At 68.9% G+C, this 26,007-nt stretch carries 23 protein-coding genes; 11 read left to right on the top strand and 12 right to left on the bottom strand.

Annotation, left to right across the window (positions count from 1 at the left end):
• Positions 1–6: 6 nt before the first annotated feature.
• A complete protein-coding gene (locus CFB35_RS08860; protein ID WP_089464789.1) occupies positions 7–1,215 on the top strand; it encodes a glycosyltransferase in 1,209 nt (402 codons plus the stop codon).
• Here CFB35_RS08860 and CFB35_RS08855 read toward each other — a convergent pair.
• A complete protein-coding gene (locus CFB35_RS08855) occupies positions 1,172–1,861 on the bottom strand; it encodes a cephalosporin hydroxylase family protein (RefSeq protein ID WP_089464788.1) in 690 nt (229 codons plus the stop codon). The genes CFB35_RS08860 and CFB35_RS08855 overlap by 44 nt on opposite strands.
• Positions 1,862–1,886: 25 nt before the next feature.
• Here CFB35_RS08855 and CFB35_RS08850 point away from each other — a divergent pair, with 25 nt between their 5' ends.
• Positions 1,887–2,852, top strand: coding sequence for a phosphotransferase (locus CFB35_RS08850; protein ID WP_089464787.1), 966 nt, complete (start codon positions 1,887–1,889; stop codon positions 2,850–2,852).
• Here the strand turns inward: CFB35_RS08850 and CFB35_RS08845 are convergent.
• The 3 genes from CFB35_RS08845 to CFB35_RS08835 form a co-directional block, all read right to left on the bottom strand.
• Entirely contained in the window at positions 2,849–3,445 is a 597-nt protein-coding gene (locus CFB35_RS08845; RefSeq protein WP_089464786.1) for a polysaccharide deacetylase family protein, read from the bottom strand. The two genes, CFB35_RS08850 and CFB35_RS08845, sit on opposite strands and share 4 nt — an antisense overlap.
• Positions 3,446–3,461: 16 nt before the next feature.
• Positions 3,462–3,974 (bottom strand): hypothetical protein, encoded by a 513-nt coding sequence (locus tag CFB35_RS08840; RefSeq protein WP_089464986.1) that lies wholly within the window; start codon positions 3,972–3,974, stop codon positions 3,462–3,464.
• 262 nt (positions 3,975–4,236) lie between these two features.
• A complete protein-coding gene (locus tag CFB35_RS08835; RefSeq protein WP_027784520.1) occupies positions 4,237–4,602 on the bottom strand; it encodes a hypothetical protein in 366 nt (121 codons plus the stop codon).
• Between the two features lie 267 nt (positions 4,603–4,869).
• On the opposite strand from CFB35_RS08835, the gene CFB35_RS08830 reads away from it, so the two are divergent.
• From CFB35_RS08830 to CFB35_RS08820, 3 genes are all read left to right on the top strand, one after another.
• Entirely contained in the window at positions 4,870–6,306 is a 1,437-nt protein-coding gene (locus CFB35_RS08830) for an aldehyde dehydrogenase family protein (protein WP_089464785.1), read from the top strand.
• Between the two features lie 123 nt (positions 6,307–6,429).
• A complete protein-coding gene (locus tag CFB35_RS08825) occupies positions 6,430–7,620 on the top strand; it encodes a nitronate monooxygenase family protein (RefSeq protein WP_089464784.1) in 1,191 nt (396 codons plus the stop codon).
• A gap of 65 nt (positions 7,621–7,685) precedes the next feature.
• Complete coding sequence (locus CFB35_RS08820; protein ID WP_089464783.1) at positions 7,686–8,327, top strand: OmpW family protein; 642 nt, start codon at positions 7,686–7,688, stop codon at positions 8,325–8,327.
• A 76-nt stretch (positions 8,328–8,403) separates the two neighbouring features.
• On the opposite strand, the gene CFB35_RS08815 is transcribed toward CFB35_RS08820, so the two are convergent.
• The gene (locus CFB35_RS08815) at positions 8,404–8,607 is read right to left on the bottom strand and encodes a DUF1289 domain-containing protein (protein WP_006493160.1); all 204 of its coding nucleotides are present in this window, start codon (positions 8,605–8,607) and stop codon (positions 8,404–8,406) included.
• Positions 8,608–9,025: 418 nt separating this feature from the next.
• Here CFB35_RS08815 and CFB35_RS08810 point away from each other — a divergent pair, with 418 nt between their 5' ends.
• The 4 genes from CFB35_RS08810 to CFB35_RS08795 all read left to right on the top strand — a co-directional run bounded on the left by CFB35_RS08810 (position 9,026) and on the right by CFB35_RS08795 (position 13,108).
• Entirely contained in the window at positions 9,026–10,120 is a 1,095-nt protein-coding gene (locus tag CFB35_RS08810; RefSeq protein WP_059645918.1) for a polyamine ABC transporter substrate-binding protein, read from the top strand.
• Positions 10,121–10,206: 86 nt separating this feature from the next.
• A complete protein-coding gene (locus CFB35_RS08805; protein ID WP_059583465.1) occupies positions 10,207–11,367 on the top strand; it encodes an ABC transporter ATP-binding protein in 1,161 nt (386 codons plus the stop codon).
• Positions 11,364–12,290 carry an ABC transporter permease subunit gene (locus CFB35_RS08800; protein ID WP_059583463.1) on the top strand — a complete coding sequence of 309 codons (927 nt, stop codon included), beginning with the start codon at positions 11,364–11,366 and terminating at the stop codon, positions 12,288–12,290. Before CFB35_RS08805 ends, CFB35_RS08800 begins: the two co-directional genes overlap by 4 nt.
• Entirely contained in the window at positions 12,287–13,108 is an 822-nt protein-coding gene (locus tag CFB35_RS08795) for an ABC transporter permease subunit (RefSeq protein ID WP_059583461.1), read from the top strand. The genes CFB35_RS08800 and CFB35_RS08795 overlap by 4 nt, the downstream gene beginning before the upstream one ends.
• Positions 13,109–13,211: 103 nt before the next feature.
• Here the strand turns inward: CFB35_RS08795 and CFB35_RS08790 are convergent, their stop codons facing one another.
• The 3 genes from CFB35_RS08790 to CFB35_RS08780 are packed head-to-tail and all read right to left on the bottom strand — an operon-like array spanning position 13,212 to position 16,622.
• Positions 13,212–14,018: a sulfite exporter TauE/SafE family protein gene (locus tag CFB35_RS08790; protein WP_059583460.1), complete on the bottom strand. Its 807-nt coding sequence runs from the start codon at positions 14,016–14,018 to the stop codon at positions 13,212–13,214.
• An 18-nt stretch (positions 14,019–14,036) separates the two neighbouring features.
• On the bottom strand, positions 14,037–15,704 hold the full coding sequence (locus CFB35_RS08785; RefSeq protein ID WP_089464782.1) for a bifunctional protein tyrosine phosphatase family protein/NAD(P)/FAD-dependent oxidoreductase: 1,668 nt from the start codon (positions 15,702–15,704) through the stop codon (positions 14,037–14,039).
• A 33-nt stretch (positions 15,705–15,737) separates the two neighbouring features.
• Entirely contained in the window at positions 15,738–16,622 is an 885-nt protein-coding gene (locus CFB35_RS08780; protein ID WP_059583456.1) for an MBL fold metallo-hydrolase, read from the bottom strand.
• Between the two features lie 253 nt (positions 16,623–16,875).
• On the opposite strand from CFB35_RS08780, the gene CFB35_RS08775 reads away from it, so the two are divergent.
• Positions 16,876–18,258, top strand: a complete 1,383-nt coding sequence (locus CFB35_RS08775; protein ID WP_089464781.1) for a sigma-54-dependent Fis family transcriptional regulator — start codon at positions 16,876–16,878, stop codon at positions 18,256–18,258.
• Positions 18,259–18,336: 78 nt separating this feature from the next.
• Complete coding sequence (locus tag CFB35_RS08770) at positions 18,337–18,861, top strand: M949_RS01915 family surface polysaccharide biosynthesis protein (protein WP_089464985.1); 525 nt, start codon at positions 18,337–18,339, stop codon at positions 18,859–18,861.
• Positions 18,862–18,982: 121 nt separating this feature from the next.
• Here the strand turns inward: CFB35_RS08770 and CFB35_RS08765 are convergent, their stop codons facing one another.
• The 4 genes from CFB35_RS08765 to CFB35_RS08750 all read right to left on the bottom strand — a co-directional run bounded on the left by CFB35_RS08765 (position 18,983) and on the right by CFB35_RS08750 (position 25,945).
• Positions 18,983–20,011: a MerR family transcriptional regulator gene (locus CFB35_RS08765; protein WP_059583452.1), complete on the bottom strand. Its 1,029-nt coding sequence runs from the start codon at positions 20,009–20,011 to the stop codon at positions 18,983–18,985.
• 125 nt (positions 20,012–20,136) lie between these two features.
• On the bottom strand, positions 20,137–21,690 hold the full coding sequence (locus tag CFB35_RS08760) for an efflux transporter outer membrane subunit (protein ID WP_089464780.1): 1,554 nt from the start codon (positions 21,688–21,690) through the stop codon (positions 20,137–20,139).
• A 2-nt stretch (positions 21,691–21,692) separates the two neighbouring features.
• Positions 21,693–24,839: an efflux RND transporter permease subunit gene (locus CFB35_RS08755; RefSeq protein WP_089464779.1), complete on the bottom strand. Its 3,147-nt coding sequence runs from the start codon at positions 24,837–24,839 to the stop codon at positions 21,693–21,695.
• Positions 24,836–25,945 (bottom strand): efflux RND transporter periplasmic adaptor subunit, encoded by a 1,110-nt coding sequence (locus CFB35_RS08750; protein ID WP_059583447.1) that lies wholly within the window; start codon positions 25,943–25,945, stop codon positions 24,836–24,838. Before CFB35_RS08750 ends, CFB35_RS08755 begins: the two co-directional genes overlap by 4 nt.
• Between the last annotated feature and the right edge of the window lie 62 nt (positions 25,946–26,007).

Raw genomic sequence — 26,007 nt, 5'->3', positions numbered from 1 at the left:
CCGCTCATGAAACGCATCCTGTTCTGCGTGGTGCCCGAGAAGGGCCACGTCAATCCGTGCATCGGCCCGGCCCAGCATCTGCGCGCCGCCGGCTGCGACGTCGCGTTCTATGCGCCGGCCGACATCAGCGCGCAGCTCGACGGCGCGGGCGACTTCGCGTTCGTCGGGCCGCGCGAGACGCCCGAGCGCCACGACCTGTCGCGCGGCGCGAGCTTCGCCGCGAACATTCGCGACGCCGACTGGCTGCGGCACTGGATCCGCACGCTGCTGATCGACCTCGCGCCCGCGCAGGTGGACGGCATTCGCGCGGTGCTGCGCGAATGGCAGCCCGACGTGGTCGTGATCGATCCGCTGCTCTATGCGGCGGCGATTGCCGCCGAGCTGGAAGGGCTGCCGTGGGTGTCGATGTCCAATTCGCTGAATCCGGTGCTGCCGGACGATCTCGATTCGGAATTGCTGCGCACGGTGCGATGGCTCGAACCGGAACGCACGCGCCTGTTCGCGCGCTACGGCCTCGACGCGCGCTTTCGCGGGTGCGACGTGCTGTCGCCGCACCTGACGCTCGCGTTTACGACCGACGCGCTCGTCGGCGCGCCGCCGCCCGGCGTCGAGCTGGTCGGCCCCGCGATGCCGTCGGGCCCGCGCGGCGACGAGACGGTGTTTCCATGGGAACGCCTCGACGCGGATCGCCCGCTCGCCTACATGTCGCTCGGCAGCCAGCTTTACTACCATCCGGACGTGTTCGCGAAGGTAATCGACGCGACGCGTGCGACGGCCGCGCAACTGGTGCTGTCGGTGGGCGAACTGGTCGATTCGGATCTGCTGCCTGCCGGCGACGAACGCGTGATCGCGGTACGTTACGCGCCGCAACTGGCGCTGCTGCGGCGCACGCATGCGTTCGTCAGCCACGGCGGCGCGAATTCGGTGATGGAGTCGCTCGCGTGCGGCGTGCCGATGCTGCTGTCGCCGTTCTGCAACGACCAGTTCCATTCGGCGCATTTCGTCGAGCGGGCCGGCGCGGGATGCGTGCTCGATCTGCGGCAGGCCGGCGTCGCGGCCATTACCGACGCGCTCGAACGCCTGTTGCGTGCCGGATCGTTGCGCGAGCAGGCGGCGCGGATCCGCAACAGCTATGCCGCGTGCGACGGCTCGGCGCGAGCCGCCCGCCTGATCAGCGCACTCGCTTCAGGAAGCCGCCTGGCGACAGCGTCATGAGCACGCGGTCCTCGATGTCGTGGTCGATTTCGAACCGGTCGTCGCGGCCAAGAAATTCGCGCGCGGCCGTGGCCGGGTTGTTGCCTCGGCCGTACGGCTTGCCGTCGAACATCGACTCGGGCAGGTACTCCATGATCGTGTCCATCACGATCGCGTAGCTGCCGGGCGTCACGAACGGCGCATAGCATTCGAGTTCGCGCAGCACGTGCGTGTGCGTATGCGTGAGATCGAGAATCGCCATCACGCGCGCGCCGTCGCCGATCTGCGCGCGCACCGACGCGAGCGTGTCGGCCGCGCACGATTCGCCCTCGATCAGCACCATGCGGTGGGCGAGCCGGTGCGCGTGCAGGCGCTGGCGGACCTCGTCGCGCAGGCGCGGCTCGATCGCGACGACGCGGCCATCGGTGCCCGCCAGCTCCAGCATCGACGCGGTGAACACCACGCCGCCGCCCGCCGCGATGCCGGTCTGCACGATGCAGTCGGGACGCTCGCGCCAGATGAGTTCCTGCAGCGCGAGCATGTCGCCGGGCAGATGGAAGAAGCGCTCGCCGAGCCAGCGGGTCTGGAACAGATGGCCGAATTCGGCGGCGCGCGTCAGCCATTCGATGTTGATGTCCCGCATGCGGGCCGAAGGACGCTCTGACATGGTCGATGCAACGAGTAGGAGTGACGTGATAACGCTGGAATCGTGGCTTCACCGGTACTGGAACACCGGGCCGGCGCGCCTGCAGGCGCTGGCGTCGGGCCATACTAACAAAACGTATCTCGTCGAGGGCGATGCGGGGCGCACGGTGCTGCGCGTGTCGTGGTCCGGCAAGCCGGTCGCGCAGATGCGGCGCGAGGCGTCGATACTCGCGCGTCTCGGCGAGGCGCGCACGGCGTCGACGCTGCCCGCGCTGCCGCGGCTGCGGCCGACCGTCGACGCGCAACCCGGCGTGCAGACGCCCGATGGAAGCTGGTTGCATCTGTTCGAGCATATCGACGGCCGTCCCGGCCTGCCGGACGACCCGCATGCGGGCGCGATCGACGCGATGCGCACGCTCGCGCATCTGCATGCGGCGCTGGCCGCGATACCCGCCGGCGAAGCGGCGCCGCTGGCGTGGCTGTCGGCCCGTCATGCGCGCGTCGCGGCGCGCGCGATGCCGACGCTGCCGGCCGGCTTGAGCGACGACTACGGCACGGTGATCCGGCGGATCGGCATGCATCTCGACGCGGCGGCATCGTGGTTGACGGGGCCGGTGCATTGGCTGCACGGCGACTATCACGCGGGCAACCTGCTGTATGTCGGCAACGCGGTGAACGGCGTGCTGGATTTCGACGACGTGGGGCAGGGCGCGCAATGGCTCGAGGCGGCCTTTGCGTCGTTCGCGCTGTCGCGCGATGCGGGGCGGGACGATGGCTTCGTGTTCGACCGCGGGCGATGGGCGGCCGGCCTGGAGGCTTATGCGGCGACGCGGCCGGATGCGGCGCCGGCGTGGCTGCGCGACAACCACGACGCGCTGATGACGCTGTTCTGCGCGGATCAGACGCTGATCCATCTCGAGGCCGCGCAGCGCGGGCTGTGGATGCCGGGGCCCGGGATCGGTTTCCTTGGCGGCTGGCGCCAGTTGCTGGACGGGACGGTGCCCGCGGGTTAGCGGGGCGTCGCGTCGGCGCGCCGCCGGTTCAGGAACAGGCGCACGGCTTCGACCGTGTCGGGCCGCGCTTCGCCATGCCGCGACCCGTCGTGCAGGCAGAACAGCACGTCGCGCTGCCGCGCCGTGCGGGCGTCGACATGCGCGCACATCGCGTCGAACAGCGCCTGGGGTGACGGGGGCGGCCGCTGCCAGTCGTCCAGTATCGCGGTCCAGCCGGTGTGTTCGCGCCGCAGGCGCGCGAGCACGGCCGCGCGATCGTCGTGCGGCATCAACCCGTACGGAAGGCGCAGCGGGATCGTGTCGGGCGCGGCAAGGCCGGCGCGGCGGTAGACGTCGCGGATCAGCGCATCGGTTGCATCGATCTCGTCGATCAGTGCGGCGTCCGCGAGCGCGCCCGGCCTCGCATGCGAATAGGTGTGATTGCCGAGCCGGTGGCCTTCGCGCGCGATTCTCGTCGCGACGTCGAGCGCGCGTGGCAAGTGCTGGCCGAGCACGAAGAACGTCGCCGCGCACGCGGCGTCGCGCAGCACGTCGAGCAGCGCGGGCGTCGACGGGCCGGGGCCGTCGTCGAAACTGAGGTGAATGGACGTCATGGATTGCCAGGCTCGCTCACTGAACCGGCTCGATGGCCAGCGGGCAGGTGCCGACCGGACGCAGCCGGGAGCCGGTCCATTCGTAGAAGAAGCGGGCCGCTTTCGCGTGGCCGTCGCCGCAATCGTCGTTGAAGCAGCCGGCGACGATCAGCAGCCTGCTGCCGGCACGGAAGTCGACGCGCTCGTCGTCGTTGCCCATCACGCCCGAGATGGCCGTCACGCCGGGCATCGTGTACGTCGCGTCCGTGTTCTTGTCGAGGATCGCGAAGTTTCGGCAATCCGTTCCGCAACCCCAGATCGCGACGCGGTAGTGGCCGGCAAAATTGGCCGGTTGCGCGAATGCGTCACGAATGACGGTGCGGTACAGGCGCGCTTCGCTGCCGGCGAGCCGAGGCGCGCCGGCCGGTTTGCGCGGCGCGCGGGTGGCGGCCGGCGCCGGATAACGGTCGAACGCAGGCGAGGCGCAGGTCGCGGCCGCCGCGGCCGCGGGTGCCGCACCGGCGGTACCGGCGGTACCCGCGCCGGCCATCGGCGTGATCGAGGCGCCGGCGATCAGCAGAAGTCGTTGGGCGAGCGCCACGCGAGGGTTCTTCATGTTCGAGAGAGATGTCGGGCCGCAGCGGCCTTTCGGCCGGCGACGACGATTCTATGACGCTTCGCGCGGGGCGGCGACACGGAATGGCGGTCGTGCGCCTGCCGCCCCCGCGACGCCGCGCGGAATCGCTCCGTCGAGCGTCGTCAAACCGCCGCGATATCACGCTGCCTGACGTTTCATGCCGCCTTTGCGCGGCTCAATCGGCCAGCCGCTTGTCGGCGAGCGCCTTGCAGCAGTCCTCGTACACCCACTGCACGAGTTTGGCCCGATAGTCGAGATCGTCGGTATCGACGATTTCCTCGACCGCGTCGCGCGCCCACGACGCGTCGACGAAGCCTGCATGCCGCTTCGCGATGTCCTGCGCGAGCGCCGCGAGCCTGGCGACCGCGAGCCAGTCGGCCTGGCGGTGATGGCGGTCGAGCCAGCGGTGCGCGGCCTGGACCTGGAACGCGGCGTCCGGCCAGGATTCGTTGAGGTAAAACGCGCCGAGGTTGCCGCAGGTGAGCCAGCAAAGCAGCTCCAGGCGGTCTTGCGAGCCGAGGGTATGGGATGCGTCGGACATGGCAGCGCTCACGAAGTGCGTCGATTCCGGGCGGCGCCGGCCGCAACGGGCCGATGCCGATAGTAAAAACATAGCACGATGCGGGCCCGGCCGCGCACCCGGGTGGACGCTGACGCGGCGTTGGCCGGACGAAGGCGCCGCCGGCCATGCGCGCGGGCGGCGGAGCACCGGCGCGGGGCCTGGCCGGTCCTTTCGGATGGCTGTCATTCGTCACACCAGCCACCGAAACGCTCGCTAGAATGGCGGCTTCCCTGGAGGCGGAACACGATGAAAATCTACGACCAGTTCTACATCGACGGCGCATGGCGCAAACCGGCCGGCACGGGCACGATCGACGTGATCGATTCGGGCACCGAAGCCGTGATCGGCCGGATTCCCGAGGGCGTCGCGTCCGACGCGCAGGCCGCGATCCGCGCGGCGCGCGCGGCCTTCGACGCGTGGGCGGCCACGCCGGCCGCGACGCGCGCGGGTTACCTGCGCAAGATCGTCGAGCATCTGCAGGCGCGCAGCGAAGAACTCGCGCAGTCGATCACCGGCGAAGTCGGCATGCCGATCAAGCTGTCGCGCGCGATCCAGGTCGGCGGCCCGATCTACAACTGGAAGGCGTACGCGAAGCTCGCCGAATCGTTCGAATTCGACGCGCGGGTCGGCAATTCGCTGGTGGTGCGCGAGCCGGTCGGCGTCGTCGCGGCGATCACGCCGTGGAACTACCCGCTCAACCAGGTCACGCTGAAGGTCGCGCCGGCGCTCGCGGCCGGCTGCACGGTGGTGCTGAAGCCGTCGGAAGTCGCGCCGCTGAACGCGTTCATGCTCGCCGAAGCGATCCACGAGGCCGGGCTGCCGGCCGGCGTGTTCAACCTGGTGTGTGGGTATGGCCCGGTCGTCGGCGAGGTGCTGGCCAGCGATCCGGACGTCGACATGGTGTCGTTTACCGGCTCGACGCGCGCGGGCAAGCGCGTGGCCGAGCTGGCGGCCGCGAGCGTCAAGCGCGTCGCGCTGGAGCTGGGCGGCAAGTCGGCGTCGGTGATCCTCGACGATGCCGATTTCGCGACGGCCGTGAAGGGCACGGTCAACGCGTGCTACCTGAACGCGGGCCAGACCTGCTCCGCGCATACGCGGATGCTGGTGCCGCAAGCGCGCTACGAAGAGGCGCGCGAGCTCGCGAAGGCGGCGGCCGAGTCGTACGTCGCGGGCGACCCGCGGCACGAGGCGACGCGCCTCGGCGCGCTGGCGTCGGCCGCGCAGCAGCAGCGCGTGCAGGCGTACATCCAGCGCGGCATCGACGAAGGCGCGGAACTCGTGACGGGCGGCACCGGGTTGCCGGCAGGGCTCGAAAAGGGTTTCTTCGTGAAGCCGACCGTGTTCGGCCGCGTCGATCCGAAATCGACGATCGCGCAGGAAGAGATCTTCGGGCCGGTGCTGTCGATCATCACGTATCGCGATGAAGACGAGGCCGTGCGGATCGCGAACGATTCGCCGTACGGGCTCGGCGGTGCGGTGTGGGCAGGCAGCGACGAGCGCGCGATGCGCGTCGCGCGCCGCATCCGCACGGGGCAGGTCGACATCAACGGCGGCACGTGGAACGCCGCCGCGCCGTTCGGCGGCTTCAAGCAGTCGGGGTACGGCCGCGAGAACGGCGTGTACGGGCTCGAAGAGTATCTCGAGTACAAGTCGATACAGTTGAAGCCGGCGAAGCCGGCCTGAACGCCGCTCGCGGCTCGAATCGGAAACGGCACGCTCGCGTGCCGTTTTTTTCTTGACGGCCGTCAAGGTGCGCGGCGGTGGATCGTCGATCATCGCGGTTCCGATGTTCCGACGAGGTTTCAGATGACCGTACGCACTTCCTTTCCGCCGCTGACGATCCGCGGCCGCACCTTGCTGCCCGTCGTGCAGGGCGGCATGGGCGTCGGCATCTCCGCGCACCGGCTGGCGGGCAGCGTCGCGCGCGAAGGCGCGGTCGGCACGATCGCGAGCATCGACCTGCGCCACCATCATGCGGATCTGCTCGCGCGTTGCCGCGCGCAACCCGATCGCTCGACGCTCGAGGCGGCGAACCTCGACGCGCTCGCGCGCGAGATCCGTCTCGCGAAAACGTACAGCGAAGGCCGCGGGATGATCGCGGTCAACGTGATGAAGGCGGTGAGCGCGCATGCGGACTACGTGCGGGTCGCGTGCGACGAGGGCGCGGACGCAATCGTGATGGGCGCGGGCCTGCCGCTCGATCTGCCCGACCTCACGCAAGGGCGCGACATCGCGCTGATCCCGATCCTGTCGGACAGTCGCGGGATCGCGCTGGTGCTGAAGAAGTGGATGAAGAAGGGCCGCTTGCCCGATGCGATCGTGATCGAGCATCCGGCGCACGCGGGCGGCCACCTCGGCGTCACGCAGCTCGACGACATGCACGACGGCCGCTTCGATTTCGCGCGCGTGCTCGACGAGACCGCGCAGGTGATGGCGTCGCTCGGTGTCGCCCGCGACACGATCCCGCTGATCGTGGCCGGCGGGATCAACAGCCACGACACGGTGCGCGCGGCGTTCGCGGCCGGCGCGAACGGCGTGCAGGTCGGGACGCCGTTCGCGGTGACCGAAGAGGGCGATGCGCATCCGCGTTTCAAGCGCGTGCTTGCCGATGCGACGCCCGACGACATCGTCGAATTCGTCAGCGTGACGGGGCTGCCGGCACGCGCGGTGAAGACGCCGTGGCTCGATCGTTACCTGCGCAACGAGACGCGCATTCGCAACAAGCTCGGCGCGTTCAGGCAGCGTTGCCCGACCGCGCTCGAATGCCTGAGCGTATGCGGGCTGCGCGACGGCATCGAGAAATTCGGCCACTTCTGCATCGACACGCGGCTCGCGGCCGCGCTGCGCGGCGACGTCGCGAACGGGCTGTTCTTCCGCGGCCGCGAAGCGTTGCCGTTCGGCCGCGCGATCCGCAGCGTGCGCGATCTGCTCGACCTGCTGCTGACGGGCAGTGCGACCGAGCCTGCGGCAAACCGTCCCACGTTTACGCTGGCTTGACCAATATCAAGATGACGAAAAGACCCTACAGCGAGAATGGAAACCATTCTTTGGGGGTCCGTACCATGCATAAAACGATTCGAACTTGTGTCACCGCCGCCGCCGTCGCGGCGAGCGTCCTCGCGATGCCGTCGCTGTCGTACGCGGCATCGCCGGGGGACGGCATCAACCAGGGTGACGTACTGGTTCGGCTTCGCGCGATCAGCATCCAGCCGAACGAGCGCGCGAGCGACACGCTCGGCGCGATCAACACGGGCGTGAACAACGCGATCGTGCCCGAGCTCGACTTCACGTACATGATCCGCGACTACCTCGGCGTGGAACTGATTCTTGGCACGTCGCGGCACCAGATGACGTCGAGCCTCGGCAATCTCGGCGGCGTGGGCGTGCTGCCGCCGACGCTCTTGCTGCAGTATCACTTCAACCATGCGGGCAAGGTGCGTCCGTACGTCGGCGCCGGGTTGAACTACACGTACTTCTACAACAACGGGCTCAACGTCGGCGGGGAGGGCGTGTCGATCAACAAGAGCAGCTTCGGCCCCGCGCTGCAGTTCGGCGTGGACGTGCAGTTGACGAAGAAGGTGTTCATGAACGTCGACGTGAAGAAGATCTGGATGAGCACCGATGCGACGTTGGGCGACAAGGGCATCGGCACGCTGCACATCGATCCGCTGATCGTCGGCGTGGGCGTCGGGATGAAGTTCTAGACGCGACTGTAAAAGAACAGAGTTGGGGTTGGCGGCATGGCGGTCGGCATGCCGCTCTTTTTTTGTGCGCGCGGATTTACAGCTTGTCGTACTGGAAGCGCATCGCGGTGCCTTCGCGCGTGATGCGTTCCCACACCGCCCGCTTTTCGTCGTCGCTCAGGAACACCCAGTTCGAGACTTCGGCGGCCGTGCGGCCGCACCCCTTGCAGACTTCGTCGAAAAGCGTCGAGCACACGCCGATGCAGGGGCTGTCGGGGAGGTCGTGAAGATTGGAGGCCATCGGCAGGGTTCGCGCAGTTGAATCGTCAGCCGCCATTTTAATGCATCGCGGCGGCCCGGCCGGACGTTGCCGCCCGCATGCCGTCCCGGCGCGGGAGCGCGACAGTACTGCCCGGCGTTGCGCGCGGCCGTCGAACGGGCCGTGCGTCATGCAAACGCGGATTCTCCGTCGTCCGTTTTTGCCGGTGGACAACCGCCGATTACCCGATAGAATTCCCCCGGAACGCCCCGCCGCACGGGCGGCTCGACCGACCGGCGGCGGGAATCTGTTCCGTTTGCGCGACACCGGCATGATTTTTTTGTGACGGGGCGCGAATGATGGTAGTTTTCGGGGTTTTCGAGGGGCGGCGCGCCGGAATGCGCCGCCATGACGAGGCAGACGGCAGCCGGGCAATGCGTCCGGCCGAAGGGAGAACGGGATGAAAGCAAAGGTAGTGGGCCGGTTCGCGGCGCTCGCGCTGTGCGTGGGCGCATCGGCGGCAGCGGCGAAGGATACGCAGCTCAATGTCTATAACTGGTCGGACTACATTGCGAAGGACACGATCCCGAACTTCGAGAAGCAGACGGGCGTCAAGGTCCGCTACGACAACTACGACAGCGACGACACGCTGCAGGCGAAGCTGCTGACGGGCAGCTCGGGCTACGACATCGTCGTGCCGACCAGCAACTACGCGGGCAAGCAGATCGCCGCCGGCATCTTCGCGCCGCTCGACAAGTCGAAGCTGCCGAACCTCAAGTACCTCGATCCGCAACTGATGGCGCTCGTCGCCGGCGCGGATCCGGGCAACAAGTACTCGGTGCCCTGGGCGTACGGCACGACCGGTCTCGCGTACAACCTGACGAAGGCGCAGCAGGCGCTCGGCAAGGTGCCGCTCGACAACTGGGACATCCTGTTCAAGCCGGAAAACATCGCGAAGCTGAAGACCTGCGGCGTGTCGGTGCTCGACGCCCCCGACCAGATGTTCGCGGCGACGCTGCACTACATCGGCAAGGATCCGATGAGCACGAACCCGGCCGACTACAAGGCCGCGATGGACGTGCTGAAGAAGATCCGCCCGTACATCACGCAATTCAACTCGTCGGGCTACATCAACGACCTGGTCGGCGGCGACATCTGCTTCGCGTTCGGCTGGTCGGGCGACGTCGTGATCGCGAAGCATCGCGCGATCGAGGCGAAGAAGCCGTACAAGGTCGAGTACTACATTCCGAAGGGCGGCGCGCCGGTGTGGTTCGACGTGATGGCGATCCCGAAGGACGCGAAGAACAAGGAAGCCGCGCTGCAGTGGATCAACTACATCGAGGATCCGAAGGTGCACGCGGCGATCACCAACGCGGTGTACTACCCGAGCGCCAACACCGAGGCACGCAAGTACGTGCGGCCCGACGTCGCGAACGACCCGGCCGTCTACCCGCCGGCCGACGTCGTGAAGACGCTGTTCCTGCTCAAGCCGCTGCCGCCTGAAATCCAGCGTCTGCAGACGCGTCTGTGGACCGAGTTGAAGTCGGGCCGCTGACGCGAGCCGAAGTGAACCCGCGGTCATGAAGCCCCTGGTGCCCCCGGGGGCTTTGTTCGTCTAACGCAGGAGAGAAGCAGCACATCATGAATAGCCAGTCGGGCGCGCCGGTTGCGGGCGCGCCGTTCTCCGTTTCCTCCTCCGGCGCCGATGCGCGCGCCGAGAACTTCATCCAGATCGTCGACGTCGTCAAGAAATTCGGCGACACCGAAGCCGTGCGCAGCGTCAACCTGACCGTGCGCCAGGGCGAGCTGTTCGCGCTGCTCGGCAGCTCGGGCTGCGGCAAGTCGACGTTGCTGCGGATGCTCGCGGGCCTCGAGACGGTCACGTCGGGCAAGATCCTGATCGACGGCGAGGACCTCGCGCAGATGCCGCCGTACAAGCGGCCCGTGAACATGATGTTCCAGTCGTATGCGCTGTTCCCGCACATGTCGGTCGAGTCGAACGTCGCGTTCGGGCTCAAGCAGGAAGGCACGCCGAAGGCCGAGCTGAAGGCGCGTGTCGCGTCCGCGCTCGAACTCGTGCAGATGGGCAAGTACGCGAAGCGCAAGCCGCACCAGTTGTCCGGCGGCCAGCAGCAGCGTGTCGCGTTGGCCCGCTCGCTGGTCAAGCGCCCGAAGCTGCTGCTGCTCGACGAGCCGATGTCGGCGCTCGACAAGCAGATCCGTCAGCGCACGCAGATCGAGCTCGTCAACATCCTGAACAAGGTCGGCGTCACGTGCATCATGGTCACGCACGACCAGGAAGAGGCGATGACGATGGCGAACCGGCTCGCGGTGATGAGCGAAGGCCAGATCGTGCAGATCGGCTCGCCGAACGAAGTGTACGAATACCCGAACAGCCGCTTCTCGGCCGAATTCATCGGCTCGACGAACCTGTTCGACGGCGTGACGGTCGAGGACGAGCCCGATCACGTGTACATCGAATCGCCGGAGCTGCCGAGCCGGCTGTACGTGAGTCACGGGATCTCGGGCCCGCTCGGGATGCCGGTCACGGTGTCGGTGCGCCCCGAGCGGATCGCGCTCACGCGCAAGCCGCCCGAAGGCGCGTTCAACTGGGCGCGCGGCCGGATCAGCAACGTCGCGTACATGGGCGGCTATTCGCTGTATCACGTGAAGCTCGACGGGGGCAAGACGGTGATCGCGAACGTGTCGAGCCTCGCGATTTCCGAACTCGACACGCCGGCGCTCGCCGACGAGATCTACGTGCGCTGGAGCGCGACCGCCGGCGTGGTGCTGACGTCATGAACGCGTTCAAGTCCCTGCTCGAGTGGCCGGTGCGGCGCTTCAACCTGACGGGCGCCACGGCGGTCGTGGCCGGCCCGTTCACGTGGCTCGTGCTGTTCTTCCTCGTGCCGTTCGTGCTGGTCGTGAAGATCAGCTTCGCGGAGCTGCAGCTCGGCATCCCGCCGTATACGGAACTCACGTCGTACGCGGACGGCGTCGTGCACATCGCGCTGAACCTGTCGCACTACGCGTTCCTGTTGACCGACAGCCTGTATTTCGCGACCTACGTGAATTCGGTGGTGGTGGCCGCGATCACGACGCTGCTGTGCCTGCTGCTCGGCTATCCGATGGCGTATTACATCGCGCGCTCGAACCCGGCCACCCGCAACCTGCTGATGATGGGCGTGATGCTGCCGTTCTGGACGTCGTTCCTGATCCGCGTGTACGCGTGGATCGGCATCCTGAAGAACAACGGGCTGCTGAACAACTTCCTGATGTGGATCGGGCTCACCCATGCGCCGATCGAGCTGTACCGCACGAACTACGCGGTGTACATCGGGATGGTGTATTCGTATCTGCCGTTTCTCGTGATGCCGCTCTACGCGCACCTCGTGAAGATGGACCTGCGCCTGCTCGAGGCCGCGTACGACCTCGGCGCGAAGCCGTGGAAGGCGTTCGTGCAGATCACGCTGCCGCTGTCGAAGAACGGGATCATCGCGGGCTGCCTGCTGGTGTTCATTCCGGCGGTCGGCGAATACGTGATTCCGGAGCTGCTCGGCGGCGCGAATACGCTGATGATCGGCCGCGTGATGTGGAACGAGTTCTTCAACAACGCGGACTGGCCGATGGCGTCGGCCGTGACCTGCGCGATGGTGCTGCTGCTGCTCGTGCCGATGGCGATGTTCCAGCACTTCCAGGCGAAGGAACAGGGAGGCCGCCGATGAAGCCGAATCGCTACCTGCAGTTCGCGGCGCTGTTCGTCGGCTTCGCGTTCCTGTACATCCCGATCCTCAGCCTGATCGTCTATTCGTTCAACGAGTCGAAGCTCGTCACCGTGTGGTCGGGTTTTTCGTTCCGCTGGTACGCGGCGCTCGTCGAGGACGACGAGTTGCTGACGGCTGCGTGGCTGTCGCTGAAGATCGGCGTGCTGACCGCGTTCGCGTCGGTGTTCATCGGCACGTGGGCCGGCTTCGTGCTCGCGCGGATGGGGCGCTTTCGCGGCTTCGCGCTGTTCAGCGGGATGATCAACGCGCCGCTCGTGATCCCCGAGGTGATCCAGGGGATCTCGCTGCTGCTGCTGTTCATCGAGCTCGCGAAGTGGATCGGCTGGCCGGCCGAGCGCGGCGTGTTCACGATCTGGCTCGGCCACGTGATGCTGTGCATTTCCTACGTCGCGATCATCGTGCAGTCGCGCGTGCGCGAGCTGAATCCGTCGCTGGAAGAAGCCGCGCTCGATCTCGGCGCGACGCCGTTGAAGGTGTTCTTCACGATCACGCTGCCGCTGATCTCGCAGGCGTTGATCGCCGGCTGGCTGCTGTCGTTCACGCTGTCGATCGACGATCTCGTGCTGTCGGCGTTCCTGTCGGGCCCCGGCTCGACGACGCTGCCGCTCGTCGTGTTCTCGCGCGTGCGCCTCGGCCTGAACCCGGAGATGAACGCGCTCGCGACGCTGTTCATCATCGCGGTGACGGCCGGCGTCGTGATCGCGAACTTCGTGATGCTGCGTCAGGAACGCAAGCGGATGGCGGGGTTCGCCGCCTGACGGGCCGATTGCGGCCGTCATGAAAAACGCCCGGTGCCGACGACGAGTCGGGCCGGGCGTTTTGTTTGGCGGCGCGTCACGATCGCTGGCCCGTCGCCGGCGTCTATGCGCCGAACGCCGCCTTCGCCAGCAACCCCAGCGCGACGCACACGAGCACGGCCGCGAACCCGGCCTGCACGTGCCGCGCGGCGAGGTGGCGCGATGCGCCGCGGCCGATCGCCATCCCGATCGCGGTCGCGACGGTGAACCACAGCGTCACGTCGAGCGGCGCGCGCGTGCCCGACACGAGCGTGGCCAACACGCCGCCGGTGCCGACCAGCGCGATCACCATCAGCGACGTCGCGACCACCCCATGCATCGACACGTTCGTGAACTTGCGCAGCATCGGCACGATCACGAAGCCGCCGCCGACACCGAGCAATCCCGTCATCAAGCCCGTGACCGCGCCGGTGGACGCCAGCGCGATGCCCACGGGCCACGACCACACGAGCCGGCCCGTATCGGGATTCACGCGGCCGACGCACAGCGGCGACGCGTCCGCATCGGCCGCCTGCCGCCGCAGCGCCTGTCGCAACAGGCGGCCGGCGACGACCAGCATCGTCAGCGCGAACAGCGTGAGCAGCAGGCGCTGCGGCAGCACGTGCGCGAGCCGCACGCCGAGCGTGGTCAGCGGCACGCCGGCCACGGCCATCAGCAGCGCGGCGCGATAGCGCACGAGCCCGCGGCGAAAGCCTTCGAGCGCGCCGAGCGCGGCGCTGCCGGCCACCGCGACGAGCGCGACGGGCGTGGCCTGCTGCATCGGCCAGCTCATTCCGACGACGAGCGCGGGCACCGCGAGAATGCCGCCGCCGGCGCCGGTCAGGCCGAGCACGGCGCCGACGAAACCGCCGAGCACGAGGGAAATCAGCATGACGTCATCGCGCTCCGGTCAGCGTGCGATCGCGGGCTTCGCGAGCCATTCGCGGCCCTTGAGCATCGCCTTCCAGTAGAGCGGCGGCAGCACGCGCTCCTTGAGCAGCCATGCGAGCCGCGACGGGCGCTTGCCGTCGATCAGCCATGCGGGGAAGGTCGGCGCGACCTTGCCGCCGTACAGGAACTCGGCGAGCACGATCTTGCCGCGCTCGACGGTGAGCGGGCACGAGCCGTAGCCGTCGTACACCGCGTCGCCGTGCGCGCGGCCGAGCGACGCGAGCAGGTTGTGCGCGACGACGGGCGCCTGCTTGCGGGCGGCCGCGGCCGTTTTCGCATTGGTCGTGTTGGTGACGTCGCCGAGCGCGTAGATGTCGGCAAACTGCTTGTGCCGCAGCGTCGCCGGATCGACGTCGATCCAGCCGGCCGCGTCGGCGAGCGGGCTCGCGCGCACGAAGTCCGGCGCCTTCTGCGGCGGCACGACGTGGATCATGTCGAACGCGCGCTCGACGGTTTCCTTGCCGCCTTCCGGCAGCGCGCGCGAGAACGTCGCACGGCGCGCGGGCCCGTCGATTGCGACGAGGTTGTGGCCGAACGACAGCGCGATGTCGTAGCTTTTCACGTACTCCATCAGCGCGGGCACGTAATCGGCGACGCCGAACAGCGCGCCGCCCGCATTCACGAATTCGACGTTCGCGGCCGCGAGTCGGCCCGTGCGCCGCCAGTGGTCGCATGACAGGTACATCGCCTTTTGCGGCGCGCCCGCGCACTTGATCGGCATCGGCGGTTGCGTGAACAGCGCATTGCCGCCGCGGAACGCGCGCACGAGCTCCCACGTGTACGGCGCGAGATCGTAGCGGTAGTTCGACGTGACGCCGTTGCGGCCGAGCGTGTCGGCGAGGCCGTCGATCGCGTGCCAGTCGAGCTTGAGCCCCGGGCACACGACGAGCTTGCGATAGCCGATGCGCCGGCAGCCGTCGAGCACGACCGCATGCGCGTCGGGCTCGAAGCCCGCGACGGCGGCCTGGATCCGCTGCACGCCGCGCGGCAGCACGTCGGTCATCGGCCGCGCGGTGGTGCCGGGCTGGAACACGCCCGCGCCGACCATCGTCCAGCCGGGCTGGTAATAGTGGACGTCGGCCGGATCGATCACCGCGATGTCGAGCGACGCGTCGCGCGCGAGCAGGCTCGACGCGACCGCGATGCCCGCCGCACCGGCGCCGACGATCACGACGTCGTGCCGTGCGTCCACGGTCGGCGCCGTCCGGCGGCCGCCTGGCGAGACACGCGAGGCGAGTGCGCTCAGATCGTAGCCAGCCGCGCCGGCGGCGGCCACGAGGTCGTCCAGCGGCCGCAGCCCGGCTTGCGACAGCGCCCACAGCGTGGCCGAACGCGTGCCGCTGCGGCAGTACGCGAGCACGGGCCCGTCGAGCGACGCAAGCAGCGCACCGAACTGCGCGGCCTGGTCGTCGGTTACCTTGCCGGTATCGACCGGCAGGTAATGCACGTCGATGCCGAGCGGCGCGGCGGCCGAGCGGATCTCGGTGACGGTCGGCTGGTCGGCGCCTTCGCCGTCGGGCCGGTTGCAGATGATCGCGCGGATGCCGGCCGCGTGAAGCGCGGGCAGGTCGGCCGCCGCGATCTGCGGCGAGACCGACAGCGTGTCGGTCAGCTTGCGGATGGTCATGTCGGGGTTCTCCGGATGGGCGGGGCGCGCGGCTCAGATCGCGTCGAGCGGAATCTTCAGGTAGCGCACGCCGTTGTTCTCGGGTTCGGGCAGGTGGCCGGCGCGCATGTTGACCTGCACGGACGGCAGCATCAGCACGGGCATGTCGAGCGTCGCGTCGCGTGCGGTGCGCATCGCGACGAAATCGTCCTCGGTCACGCCGTCCTTCACGTGCACGTTCGCGCGGCGCTGCTCGGCGACGGTCGTCACGAACTGCACGTCGCGGCCGCCCGGCTGGTAGTCGTGGCACAGATACAGGCGCGTGTCGGGCGGCAGCGCGAGCACGCGCGCGATCGAGCGGTACAGCGTGCGCGCGTCGCCGCCGGGGAAGTCGCAGCGGGCCGTGCCGTAGTCGGGCATGAACAGCGTGTCGCCGACGAACGCCGCGCGCTGTGTCGCATCGTCCACGCAGTAGGTCATGCACGCGGGCGTGTGGCCCGGCGTGTGCAGTGCGCGGATCGTCAGCGCGCCGAGCGCGAGCGTGTCGCCGTCGTCGACGAGCCGGTCGAACTGGCGGCCGTCTTCCGCGAAGCCGGGGCCCGCGTTGAACAGCGTGCCGAACACGTGCTGCACGCGACGCACGTGCGAGCCGATCGCGATCCGGCCGCCGAGCCGCGCTTTCAGATACGGCGCGGCCGACAGGTGGTCGGCGTGCACGTGCGTTTCCAGCAGCCAGTGCACGGTCGCGCCGAGTTCGGCGACGCGCGCGATCAGCCGGTCGGCGCTGGCGGTGCGCGTGCGGCCGGATTTCGGGTCGTAGTCGAGCACGCTGTCGATCAGCGCGCACGCGCGGCTCGCCGTATCGAGCAGGAGATAGCTGACGGTGTGGGTCGCCGGGTCGAAAAAACCTTCGACCGACAGGGCGGGGGCGTGGCTCACGGGGTGTCCTCGATCGGGTTCTGCATCTGCAATCGCGGTCTTTACTTCAAGAAGCGTGCCAACCTGCGGTGCAGCGTCCACCGATGTGGCAAGGGCTTGATTCGGCTCGGTTTTTCGGTGCACCGGCGGCCCGCTGAAGGCGGCGGCGACATCCGGTTGACGACGATGACTGCCACAACTGGCAGTGTCGTGGCAGAATTGGCAGCCTGCCTGGCAGTCCGTCCGGGCGCCCCTTCGCCGAGCGAGCCGCCGCATGAATCCGCACGACACCATTCCGATCGTCCCCGCCCCGTGCCACGACGCGATGCCCGACGTACGCGCACTCGTCGCGTATCTCGAGCAGGACCCGCAGCCGATGATCGTCGTCGATCCCGACTACCGGATCCTCGCGGCGAACGACGCGTACCGGCGCCAGTTCGGTGTGGCCGGCGTCGAGCACGTGGGCCGGCACTGTTTCCAGGTGTCGCATCACTACGACGTGCCGTGCGACCAGGCCGGCGAGCATTGCCCGATGAAGCAGGCGCTCGAATCGCGCGGGCTGAACCGCGTGCTGCACATCCATCACACGCCGCGCGGCCCCGAGCATGTCGACGTCGAGCTGCGGCCGATCTTCGATGCGCACGGCAACGTGATCGCGTATGTCGAGCGGCTGACGACGGTGCGCAGCGCGTCCGCGCAGCCGAGCGCGGAAGGGCTCGTCGGCGGCTCCGACGCGTTCAACGCGGCGCTCGGCGCGCTGCAGCGCGTGGCACCCTCGACGCTGCCGGTGCTGCTGCTCGGCGAATCGGGCACGGGCAAGGAACTGTTCGCCCGCGCGCTGCACGAGGCGAGCGACCGCGCGATGGGGCCGTTCGTCGTCGTCGATTGCTCGGGGATCGCCGAGACGCTGTTCGAGAGCGAGCTGTTCGGCTACGAGAAGGGGGCGTTCACGGGCGCGAACCAGCGCAAGCCGGGCCTCGTCGAAACCGCGCAGGGCGGCACGCTGTTTCTCGACGAGATCGGCGACGTGCCGCTGCCGATGCAGGTGAAGCTGCTGCGGCTGATCGAATCGGGGACGTTCCGGCGTGTCGGCGGCGTCGAGGCGCTGCGCGCCGATTTCCGGCTCGTCGCGGCCACCCACAAGCCGCTGCGCGAGATGATCGACGACGGCCGGTTCCGGCAGGATCTCTACTACCGGATCAACGCGTTTCCGATTCCGCTGCCGGCGCTGCGCGAACGGCGGGGCGACGTCGCGCTGCTGGCCGAATCGATCCTGCGGCGCATCGCGAACGCGCGCGGCAAGGCGGGCGACGCGAATGCCCGGCCGTTCACGTTGACCGAACGCGCGCGCGCATGCCTCGACGCGTATGCGTGGCCCGGCAACATCCGCGAGCTGCGCAACGTGCTCGAACGCGCGTGCCTGTTCGCGGACGACGGGACGATTCGCGTCGAACACCTGCCGGCCGAGCTGGTCGCGGCCGCGGCCGCGCCGCACGTGCAGGCGGCGGACACGCGCGGCGTGTCGGACGCGGAGCTCGTGCGCATCGCGCGCGCGTTCGACGGCACGCGCAAGGCGCTCGCCGAGCGGCTCGGATTGAGCGAACGGACGCTGTACCGGCGGATGAAGGCGCTCGGTCTCGGTACGCGGGAGCGCTGAACGGCGGGTGTCGCGCGAGGCTGTCGGCGGCGCGCGGCTTCGTCGATAATGGCGCGTTCGATTCTCACCCCGTCGCCGATGAAAATACGCTTCCTTTTGCCTGGCCTGTTTCTCACGGCGGCAGCGCTGTCCAACCCAGTACAGGCGGCCGATTACACGTGGACCGACGCGGCCGGCGCGCATGCCGTGACGCTCGCCAGAACCGTATCCGGCGACGACGTCGAGCTCAAGGTGTCCGCGACGCTCGACGGCCGCCCCGACTGGACGGTGCGCGACTACGTGAAGGATTGCCCGGTCGACGTGATTCTCGACGTCGTGCCGAAATCGATCGAGATGCGCGACGTGCTCGGCACCGGCCGCAAGCAGTTCCTGTTCGCGTACAAGATCGGTTGCCGCGGCGACGTGAGTGCCGATCAGGTCAAGTATTTCCTGATCGACGCGGGGACGAAGTACGTGCTGCGCGGCGAGGAAACCGTGACGGTCAACGGCAAGTTGGTCGACGGCGGCGCGGCGCCCGTGCCGAACGCGGACCTGAAGGCGCAGCCCGCGCTTCTGCGCTACATGACGAAGCGCTGGCGCGGGATCAGCATGCGCAGCGACTAGGGTGGGTTATTGGCGTGAACGGGCGCTGGCCGGACGCCCGGCCGGTGAGCGCGCGATACCGGCCGCCAATGGCGAAACGGGCGGCAAACGGGAAACCGCTCGCCGCCCGCCCGTCATGCGATCAACGCACCGGCGCCAACTGCGCCATCGCTGCGCGCATGAAACCGAGCAGCGTGTCGTCGGTCCACGAGTCCTTCGACAGCGCCGGCTCGTTCATCAACGCCTGACGGAATTTCGCGTGCGTGGCCGGATCGTCGCCCGCGTAGCTGCGGAACAGCTCGAGCCAGCGCTGCGCGAGCGCGCGGCCTTGCGGCGAATCGGGCGGCGTGCCCGCATCGATCGCGTCGCGCACGTCGGCCATCAGTTGCGGCCATTCCATCGCGCGTTCGGCGTAGTGCGCCCGCATGAAGCGGATCTCGTCCGGCGTGAGGTACTTCTCGAAGAGCCGCATCTTCGTTTCCGACGAAGCGCGCAGCACGTAGTCGCGCAACGCGGTCGAGATGCCGAACTTCGACTGCATCGACGGCTCCTGCTCGTGCATCAGGTTCAGTTTCGCGAGCAGCCGCGGATCGTTGTTCGTGTCGCGCACCAGCAGCGCCATCCAGCGCGCGGCGAGCGCACGCACGCGCTCGTCCTCGGCGGGCACGCCCGCCTCGTGCAGCGCACGAACTTGCGCGACGAGCGCGATCCATTCCGCGTCGCCGGCCTGGCTCTTCTGGTACATCGGCAGGCGTGCGAGTTCTTCCTCGGAGAAATATTTGTCGTACACGGTCATCAACTCCAGTGTGGTGAGCCAATCGGCCAGTTCCGGCTCGGTGCCCGCCGCGAGCTGCGCGTGCAGGCTCGCGAGCCGCTCGCGCAGCTGCGCGGTTTGCGCGAGCTGGCGGTCGAGCGACGCGATCTGCTTCGCGACGAGATCGACGAGCGGGGTGCCGGGCTGGTTCAGGTAGTCGCCGATTTCGGCGAGCGACAGTCCGAAGCGACGCAGGGCCTGGATCTGGTGGAGCCGGGCGATGTCGTCGCGGTCGTACAGCCGGTAGCCGTTGTCGGCGCGCGCCGAAGGCGTCAGCAGGCCGATGGCGTGATAGTGATGAAGCGTGCGGACGGTCAGCCCGCTGCGTTTCGCCAGTTCTCCCACTTTCAGCCGCATTCGTTCCTCCGTTCGGTGCGCACACTGGAGTCTCGAACGTTACGCTACGTGAGGGTCAAGCGGAAGATCGGCGATCGGACGCGCGTGGCGGGTAGCCGCACGCGCGTCCGATCCGAGGGGGCCGGTTATTGCGCCGAAGGCGCGGCGGCGCGTGCTTCCTTGCCGGTCGCAGTGTCGCCGGCGGCGTTGCCGGCCTTGTCGGACGGCGCGTCCTTGCCGGCCGGCGGCGTGCCCATCGCCTGGTAAAGCCGCGCGGTATCCGCGAGCCGCGCACCGGTCGCGCGAATCTCGTCGAGCCGCGCATTGCGGTACTGCAACTCGCTCGCGCGCGCGGCCGACGGCGGCAGCGCGCCGAGCCGCACGCGGGCGGCCGCGTCGTCGTATGCGCCCCGTGCGGACAGCGCGGCGCGCGACGACGCGTCGAGCGCTTGCGCGTCGTGCTCGAGCGCCGCGAGCGAATCGGCGACGTTCTGGAACGCGCCGAGCACCGCCTGCTTGTACTGGTCGACCGCGGCCTCGTAAGTCGCCTTCGCCGCGCGGCGCTGCGCGAGCAGCGCGCCGCCGTGAAAGATCGGCTGGCTCAGCGACGCGCCGACGTTCCAGATCGCGCCGGCGCCCGACAGCATCGCCGGCCAGCTGAAGCCGCCTTTGCCCATCGCCGCCGACAGCGACAGTTGCGGGAACATCTGCGCGGTCGCGAGGCCCACTTCGGCGGCGGCGGCCTTCAGCCCCGCGTCGGCGGCCTGGATGTCCGGGCGGCTTTGCAGCAGGTCCGACGGCACGACGACGGGCACCTGTTCGGGCAGGTGCAGGTCGGCGAGCGCGAGATCGGCCGGCGGCCGGTCGGGCGTACGGCCGACCAGCACCGCGAGCGCATGGCGCGCCGAGTCGCGCTGCTGGCGCAGCGCGGGCAGGCTCGCCGCGAACGTGTCGGCGCTTTGCCGGGCATTGAGCGCATCGCTGCGCGATGCCGAACCGAGCGCGTAACGGCGCTCGGCGTCGTGCGCCTGGTCGTTCGCGAGCGCGACGAGCCGCTCGGTGGTCTCGATCTGCGCATTGAGCACCGACACGGTGATCGACGCCGTGACGATGTTCGCGGCCAGCGCACGCCGCGCGGATTCGAGCTGGAACGCGCTGACGTCGACGCGTTTCGCGAGCGCGCGGTTCGCGAAGCGCGACACGCCGAACAGGTCGACCGTGTAGCTCGCCTGCAGTTGCCCGACGAACGTGTCGTACAGCAGCGTCGGCGCGCCGAGCGCGGGAATCGGCACGCCGAGCGCGCGCTGGCGCGCGGCCTGGCCGACCGCGTCGATCGACGGCAGCATCGAGCTGCCGATCTGGCCGCGCAACTGTTCGCGCGCGGCATCCAGCGAATGCGACGCCGCGCTCAGCGTCGGGCTGTTGCGCAGCCCTTCGTCGACGAGCGCGTTCAGCGCATCGGAACGGTACTGTTTCCACCAGTCCGGCACCGGCTGTGCGCCGACCTCGAACTGCTGCGCGACGCCATGCGCGGACACGGTCTGCTCGACCTGCGGCGCGGCGCCGTAGTGCGCGGGCGACGGCATCGCGGGCGGCTCGCCGCTCGGCGCGAACCATGCGCAGCCCGCGAGCGGGCCGGCGAGGCTCGCCGCCGCGAGCGCCCGCACGGTTTTCGTTTTCAGGGTCATCGATCGATTCATGGTCAGGCTCCCGACGGCGCGGCAGGCGTGCCGCCTGGCGGCGGCCCGTCCTGCGGGTCGCGTTCGTCGCGCTTCACGCGGAACCACGTCGCGTACAGCGCAGGCAGATAGAACAGCGTCAGCACGGTCGCGCTCGTGATGCCGCCCATCAGCGCGGTCGCCATCGGCCCGAAGAAATTCGAGCGCAACAGCGGGATCAGCGCGAGCACGGCGGCCGCGGCCGTCAGCGTGATCGGGCGGAAGCGCCGCACGGTCGCGCCGATGATCGCGTCGACGCGGCCGTGGCCGACCGCGATGTCCTGCTCGATCTGGTCGACCAGGATCACCGAGTTGCGCATGATGATCCCGAACATCGCGATCACGCCGAGCATCGCGACGAAGCCGAACGGCTGGCCGAACAGCAGCAGCGTCGCGACCACGCCGATCAGCCCGAGCGGCGCGGTCAGCACGACCATCAGCACGCGCGAGAAGCTTTGCAGCTGGATCATCAACAGCGTGAACACGGCGATCGCCATCAGCGGCATCTGCGCGTTGATCGATGCCTGCGCCTTCGCGCTTTCCTCGACCGAGCCGCCGATGTTGATCTGGTAGCCGACCGGCAACTGCGCGCGCAGCGCGTTCAGCTTCGCGTCGACCGCGTGCGTGACGTCGATGCCCTGTGCGCCGGCGCGCACGTCGGATTGCACGGTGATGGTCGGCTGGCGGTCGCGCTCCCACACGACGCCGTATTCGAGCGTCGGCGTGAAGCGGCCGAGCGAGCCGAGCGGCACGGGGCCGTTCGGCGTCGGCAGCGCGAGGCCCGCGAGCTTCGCCGGATCGACGCGGTCGGCGCGCGGCGCGCGCAGGTCGACGGCGATCAGCTTGTCGCGCTCGCGATACTGCGTGACGGTCGTGCCGGACAGCGTCATCGCGAGGAAGCTGGACACGTCCTGCGACGTGACGTTCAGCTCGCGCGCCTTCTTCTGGTCGAGCTCGAAGCGCACCGAGCGCTCGGCCGGCTCGTCCCAGTCGAACTGCACGTTGACCGTGCGCGCGTCGCCGCGCATCGTCGCCGCGACCTTCTCGGCGATCGAGCGGACCGTCGCGATGCTGTCGCCGCTCACGCGGAACTGCACCGGATAGCCGACCGGCGGGCCGTTCTCGAGCCGCGACAGCCGCCAGCGCACGGCCGGGAACTTGTCGCGCAGCGTGGTTTCGAGCCAGGCCGCGAGCTTCTCGCGATCCTCGACCGATTTCGCGGTGATCACGAACTGCGCGAAGTTCGGCAGTTGCAACTGCTGATCGAGCGGCAGGTAGAAGCGCGGCGCGCCGCTGCCGACGAAGTTCACCGCATGGTCGATCTCGGGACGCTTGTCGATCACCTTCTCGAGGCGCTCGGTCTCGCGCAGCGTCGCCGCGAACGACGCACCTTCGGGCAGCCGCAGGTCGACCAGCAGCTCGGGCCGGTCGGAGCTCGGGAAGAACTGCTGCGGCACGAGCGTGAAGCCCATCAGCGCGACGACGAACAGCGCGCCCGTGATCAGCAGCACGACGAAGCGCCGCTCGATGCACCAGTCGATCCAGCCGCGCAGCCGCCGGTAGAAGCGGGTGTCGTAGATGTCGTGCTCGTGATCGTCGGGCAGATGCGCCTCGTGCGCGTGCCGCTTGCGCTCGGGCAGCATGTGATAGCCCAGCAGCGGGATCAGCACGACGGCCGCGAACCACGACGCGATCAGCGCGATCGCCGACACCTCGAAGATCGAGCGCGTGTATTCGCCGGTGCTCGATTTCGCGAGCGCGATCGGCAGGAAGCCCGATACCGTGACGAGCGTGCCCGTCAGCATCGGGAACGCGGTGCTGGTGTACGCGAACGCGGCGGCACGCGCGCGGCTGTAGCCCTGTTCGAGCTTCACGGCCATCATCTCGACCGCGATGATCGCGTCGTCGACGAGCAGCCCGAGCGCAAGCACGAGCGTGCCGAGCGACACCTTGTGCAGCCCGATGTCGAACAGGTACATGAAGAGGGCGGTGACCGCGAGCACGACGGGAATCGAGATCACGACGACCATCCCGGTGCGCAGCCCGAGCGACACGAGGCTCACGACCAGCACGATCGCGACCGCTTCGGCGACGGCTTCGAGGAAGTCGTCGACCGAATGCGAGACCGCGTGCGGCATGCTCGATACTTCGGTCAGCTTCAGGCCGGCCGGCAGTTGCGCCTGCAGATCCTTCGATTCGGCGTCGAGCGCCTTGCCGAGCCGGATCACGTCGCCGCCCGGCTGCATCGTCACGCCGATGCCGAGCACCGCATGGCCGTTCGCGCGCATCTGCGTAACCTGGGGATCGTCGTAGCCGCGCCTGACCGTCGCGAGATCGCCGAGCCGGAACGTGCGGCCGTTGATGCGGATCAGCGTGTCGGCGATCGCGGCGACGTTGTCGAACTGGCCGCTCGGCCGCACGAACACGCGATCGTCGGCGGTCGTCAGCACGCCGGCCGACGAGATGTCGTTCTGCGCGTTGATCGCCTGCCCGAGCTGCTGCGGCGAGATGCCGAGGCGCGTGAGCTGCGCGTTGTTGACCTCGATGAAGATCCGCTGGTCGGGGTCGCCGAAATAGTCGACCTTGCCGACGCCCGGCACGCGCAGCAGCACGGTGCGCAACTGGTCCGCGTAGTCGTGCAGTTGCGCGGGCGTGAAGCCGTCGCCCTCGAGCGTCCAGATGTTGGTGTAGACGTCGCCGAATTCGTCGTTGAAGAACGGACCCTGCACGCCGGGCGGCAGCGTATAGCCGATGTCGCCCACCTTCTTGCGGATCTGGTACCAGGTCTCGGGCACGTCCTTCACGGGCGCCGAATCCTTCATCGTGAAGAAGATCAGCGATTCGCCCGGGCGCGAATAGCTGCGCAGGAAGTCGATGGCCGGCGTTTCCTGCAGCTTGCGGCCGATCCGGTCGGTCACCTGTTCCTGCACCTGCCGCGCGCTCGCGCCGGGCCAGAAGGTACGGATCACCATCACGCGGAACGTGAACGGCGGGTCTTCGGATTGCGCGAGCCGCGTGTAAGCGAGGATGCCCGCGAGCGTCGCGAGCGCGATCAGGTAGACGACCAGCGCCTGGTGGCGCAGCGCCCAGGCGGACAGGTTGAAGCGGCCTTCTTCGTGGGAGACGCTCACGATGCGAAGTCCTCCGGATGCAGCGGCGCGATCGCGCGCACCTTCTCGCCCGCGCTGACCGTATGCACGCCCTGCAGCACGACGCGCTCGCCCGGCTGCAGCCCGCGCGACACGGTGACGGTGCGCTCGTTGAAGCGCGCGACGTCGACGCGGCGCAACTCGAGCGTGTCGTCCTTGGTGCGCACGACCCACACGGCCGGCTGCGCGCCGTCGTGGAACAGCGCGGTGGCGGGCAGCGTGATCGGCTGCGCGTCGCCGGCAACCGGCGCGCCGGCGAACGCGACGTCCGCGGTCATCCCGAGCCGGATCGCGGGGTCGGGCGTGCCGAGCGTGAGCTTCACGCGCCAGGTGCGGCTTTGCGGATCGGCGGCCGGCGCGATCTCGCGCACCTTCGCGGCGAACTGACGCCCCGGCAGCGACGGCAGCGTGACGGTGGCCGCATGACCGGGCGCGAGCGACGCGAGCGCGGCCTCGGGCACGTCGCTCACCACGTCGACGTCGCCCGACCACGCGAGCTGGTAGACCGGCTGGCCGGCCGACACGTTCTGGCCGGTGTCGGCCTGTTCGGCGGTGATGGTGCCCGCGTGATCGGCGACGAGCGTCGCGTAGCGGAGCTGGTTCTTCGCGAGCGCGAGCTGCTGCTGCGCCTGGTCGCGCTGCGCGAGCGCCGACGTGTAGCTGTTCTGGGTCTGTTCGAGCTGCGCGGTCGCGATCAGGTTTTCGCGGGCCTGCGCGCGATCGCGGTCGAGCTGCTGCTTCGCGAACGCGAGGCTGTGCGTCGCGGCATCGAGTTGCGCCTGCGCACTCGCGGCGTTCTTCTCGACGTCGGACGGATCGAGCAGCGCGACGACCTGGCCGACCTTCACCGTATCGCCGAGCCGCACCCGGCGCTCGATGATCTTGCCGGCGATGCGGAACGACAGCGGGGTGGCATAGCGCGGCTGGATGTCGCCGGGCAGCGTGCGCGCGGCCGCGGCGGTGTCGGCCCGTGCGGGCAGCGCGACGACGGGGCGCGGGGCGGGCGGCGCGGATTCTTTCGGATGACAGGCGGCAAGGACGAGCGCGGCGCCGATCAGCAGCGCGGCGCGGGAACCGGAGCGATTCACGAAACCCCCAGGTGAGGTGGAGCGGAACGAAGCCGGCAAGCGCGGCGGGCGCTTGCCCCAAA

The sequence above is a fragment of the Burkholderia sp. AU16482 genome, from assembly GCF_002223285.1.
GTDB classification, from domain to species: Bacteria; Pseudomonadota; Gammaproteobacteria; order Burkholderiales; family Burkholderiaceae; genus Burkholderia; species Burkholderia semiarida.
The sequence above is the reverse complement of the archived record's forward strand: the minus strand, read 5'-3'. Positions and strand labels throughout refer to the sequence as shown.